Below are 3,819 nucleotides of genomic sequence, written 5' to 3'. Positions count from 1 at the left end.
GGCCTGAACCCGGTGCTGTTTCTGTATGACACGCTCAAGGCCGGGCAGGCGCAGTTCGATGAAGCGCAAGTGCGTGCGCATTACCCGGCGGTGGCGCGTTATCTGGGCGTGGATCGGCCGGATGTGCAGACGTTGAACTTTGATCGCCAGCAAGCCGTTCAGCCATATCGCGTTGCCGGGACGCCGAACGTGATGTTCGTCATGCTCGAGTCCCTGGGCACCAGCGCGGTGGGCGCCTATGGCAACCCGCTGAATCCGACGCCGAATCTCGATCGGCTGGCGAGCCAAAGCTGGTTTTTCCGGCACTTTTACGTGCCGGTCACCGGCACGGCAAAAACCGTCTGGGCCAGCATCACCGGGGTGCCGGACGTCACCCGCCAGGCCACTGCAACGCGGCACCCGTTGATCACCCGCCAGCACACCCTGATCAACGCGTTCACCGACTATCAGAAGCTGTACATGATTGGCGGCAATGCCGGGTGGGCCAATATCAATGCGCTGATCCAGCAGAGCATCGAGGGTGTGAAGCTTTATCAGGAGCGTGACTGGCGGTCGCCGCTGGTGGACGTGTGGGGGATTTCTGATCTGGACCTGTTCAAGGAAAGCGACCGCATCCTGCGTGAACTGCCCAAGGACCGGCCGTTTTTCGCCTACGTGCAAACCTCAGGCAATCATCGGCCGTTCACCATTCCCAAGGACAATGACGGCTTTCAGATCAGCCAGCTCTCACTGGAACAGGTACAGGCCGCCGGTTCGCGCAGTGTCGAGCAATACAACGCCGTGCGCCTGCTGGACTTCAATATCGGCAAGTTGATGGAACTGGCCAAGGCCGGCGGCTATTACGACAACACGATTTTTGTGTTCTTCGGCGACCACAACACCCGCATCAGCCAGATCCCGCACATGCCGCCGGCGTTCGAACTGCTGGGGCTGGAGAGCAACCATGTGCCGATGCTGATTCACGCGCCGGGGCTGCTCAAACCCAGGGTTGTCGATGAAGCCGTGGGGCTGACGGATCTGTTGCCGACGGTCGCGGGAATGGCCGGCATCCCGTTCAGCAACGGTGCGATGGGCCGCGATATTCAGCAAGCGACGCCAGAAGGCGAGCGCGTGGTGCCGCTGGTATTGCGCGAAGGCACGTTCCCGTTGATTGGCGGCGTGACCCGGCATCACCTGCTGCAAATGCAACACGATGGCAGCGCACCGACCCTGCATGACCTGCGCTCGTCAACGCCGCTGGACAACGTCGCCGAGCAGCACCCGCAAGAGTTTCAGCGGCTGGTGGAATTGACGCGTGGGCTGCACGAAAGTGCGCGGTTGATGTTGTACCGCAATGTGCGCTGAGCCTGGAACTGGCGCGGGGGAAAGTCGCGGACTAGAGTTGCTTCTCTCCGGTCCCGTCGAGCATCCGCCAATGAACAAGACAGAGGGCAGCCAATATCAGTACCGGTGAGACCTACAAGAGCGCGGTGAAGATGACCTTCGCCAAAGGTGCGTCACTGGACGAACCGGCGCGGTTGTTCAATGCCAGCCTGGCGAAGAAAGCCTCACCCGGCCCCTCTCCCAGAGGGAGAGGGGACTGACCGAGTGAATACAAAATCTGAAAGACCCACACATCGGCTCGCTTTCCCCTCGCCCCCTGGGAGAGACGGCTGGGGTGAGGGGGTAAATCCAACTGCACCCACAAATCCCAACCCTCAAACCAACGTACTCGGCGGCGCGCCCAACAACCCCGTCAACGTATTCATGATCGCCTGCTGCCTTGCGCGGTCCGCCAGATACACCGCCTGCGCCGCCGCCACATCCGCCTGGCAATGCGGGCACGTTACCTCCTGCGGATAAATGTATTGCAGGCAACTGCGGCACAGGCTGAGCTGTACCGGTATCCGTCCTTCCTCCGGCGATTGCCGGCCCTGATTGATCCACGCCAGTTTGATCACCTGACCGCTGTCGCTGACGCTACTGACCTTTTCCCCGGTGTCGATGCGCTCGGTGATCAGGTCGAAACGGCCGACGGCAAACGACTGCTGTGCGGCGTCCTCGACCTTGACGATGCGTTCGCGCAATCCGCGTTTTTCCAGCTCCAGCGTGCGGTAGTGGCAGTAGGGATTGTTGCCGGGTTTGCCCAACAGCGAGTGCGACGTCCAAGTGCAGCCGCCGCGACAGACGTCGTTGTAATAACAACTGCGGCAATAACCCCACATGTCATCGACCGAACGCAGACGCCCGAAGTGCATGCCTTCGCTGTAATGCCAGATGTCATGCAGGCTCATATTGCGCACGTTGCCACCGGAGAAGCCGACCGTGGCCAGCGACGGACAGCCTTTCACTGTGCCGTCCGCCTCCAGCGCCAGCACCGTTTGCCCGGCTGCGCAACCACTCCAGTGCACGCGCTCGTCACCGAAACCGCGCCAGATATGTTCATAGGGGCCGTAGTAGCCGATGTTGTTGCCAACGTTCATCAACAGGCCGCGATCCACGCCTTCGCGATACAGCCGCGCGAGCAACGGCATCACCTCCAGTAGCTGATACGGCTGCAGCAGCAGTTCCGGATGGTCGACGGCATTGCCCATTGCGACGGTGATCTGGATCTGCCAATGGGTCGCGCCGAGTTCGATGATGGTGTCCATCAGTTCGGGCAAATCGGGCAGGGTGGCCGCGCCGATCTGGGTGTTGACGCTCACGGCCAGACCCAGGGCTTTGGCCCGGCGCAGGGTGTCCACCGCTTTGTCGAACGAGCCTGGCACATTGCGCACGGCATCGTGCAACGGCGCGAGGCCGTCGAGGGAAATGCCCACGCCATTGAGGCCGGCGTCGACCGCGGCCTGCATTTTCGCCGGGGTGAGATTGCGCCCGCCGGTCTGAATCGCGCAGTACATGCCGTGGTCGTGAATTGCCCGGATCAACTGCGTCCAGTCCTTGCGCAGATAGGCTTCGCCGCCGATCAGGGTGATCTCGCGGGTGCCCAGCTCGGCCAGTGCGTCGATCACCTCCAGGCATTCGCGGGTATTGAGTTCGTCAGGTCGGCGATGCCCCGCGCGGGAGCCGCAGTGCAGGCATTTGAGGTCGCAGGCCAGGGTGATTTCCCAGACCACGTGCACTGGCACGTAGCGCTTGAGATCGGTGTCGCTGAGGTAGCGGGCAGGGCGGGCGTCTGACATGGGAAATCCTTACGCACGTACTTGTGCGCGGCACGAATGGATTGACCTTGGTTGTCACAATTCCCGGGCGGAATCATCGCTGACCCCGCCCGGGCCTGACAGTTAGCGCGCTTCCAGGCGCGCGATTTCCGCGTTCAGTTGCTCGAGTGCACCACGCAAGACGTCCTCGTGGGCCAGTTGCTGCTCGGCTTGCCGGACCACGGACTTGAGTTGCGCCAGATCACCACTGGCCTGTGCCTGCTGCACCGCCACGGCATACAACGGCAGGTACGGATGCGGTACCGGTTGCGGCTCGACCGTCGGCGCCTGGTGCACGGCGACATGTTTCATCTCGTGCCACTGGCCCTGTTCTTCATAGCGATAATCGACAAAACCGCTGGCCCAGTCGCCGGCCAGAATGCCTTTGAGGTGGAAGGTCTGGGCGATCTGGCTGAGCGGGCCGCTCGGGCTGCCGTCGAGGGTGAGGATGATGTGGTTTTCGACTTTCGACGTCAGCTTGGCCTCGGAATAACTGCCCCAGACCCGCGCACGAAAATTGACGGTGGGCCAGGTGGCCTGAAAGACACTGGCAATCCCGCTGACTTTTTTGTGCACGGTATCGACCAACAGATCGAGGGTCAGAACCGGGGCGCCAAGCATTGAATTGCTGACATTGAGG

The 3,819-nt window shown here is 61.7% G+C and carries 3 protein-coding genes and 1 pseudogene; 2 read left to right on the top strand and 2 right to left on the bottom strand.

Features of this window, described 5'->3' with window-relative positions; all coding sequences use genetic code 11:
* Both DBR24_RS00015 and DBR24_RS31370 read left to right on the top strand, forming a co-directional pair.
* The coding region (locus DBR24_RS00015; protein WP_146188914.1) for an LTA synthase family protein at window positions 1-1,344 on the top strand (1,344 nt) is incomplete at its 5' end.
* Window positions 1,345-1,430: 86 nt separating this feature from the next.
* A pseudogene (locus DBR24_RS31370) lies at window positions 1,431-1,535 on the top strand (DUF1801 domain-containing protein); the annotation flags it as partial.
* Window positions 1,536-1,697: 162 nt separating this feature from the next.
* On the opposite strand, the gene DBR24_RS00010 reads toward DBR24_RS31370, so the two are convergent.
* Window positions 1,698-3,161 (bottom strand): GDL motif peptide-associated radical SAM/SPASM maturase, encoded by a 1,464-nt coding sequence (locus tag DBR24_RS00010; RefSeq protein WP_123464286.1) that lies wholly within the window; start codon window positions 3,159-3,161, stop codon window positions 1,698-1,700.
* 102 nt (window positions 3,162-3,263) lie between these two features.
* Window positions 3,264-3,819 (bottom strand): DUF1842 domain-containing protein (locus DBR24_RS00005; RefSeq protein ID WP_218278112.1); only part of this gene is annotated, 556 nt, incomplete at its 5' end.

This window comes from Pseudomonas sp. HMWF006 (assembly GCF_003061205.1).
Lineage (GTDB): Bacteria > Pseudomonadota > Gammaproteobacteria > Pseudomonadales > Pseudomonadaceae > Aquipseudomonas > Aquipseudomonas monsensis.
This window is presented reverse-complemented; position numbering and strand designations above follow the sequence as displayed.

Bases quoted from the DNA above. Each gene is read 5' to 3' on its own strand.
- DBR24_RS00010 (WP_123464286.1), bottom strand. From the start codon at position 3,161: ATGTCAGACGCCCGCCCTGCCCGCTACCTCAGCGACACCGATCTCAAG.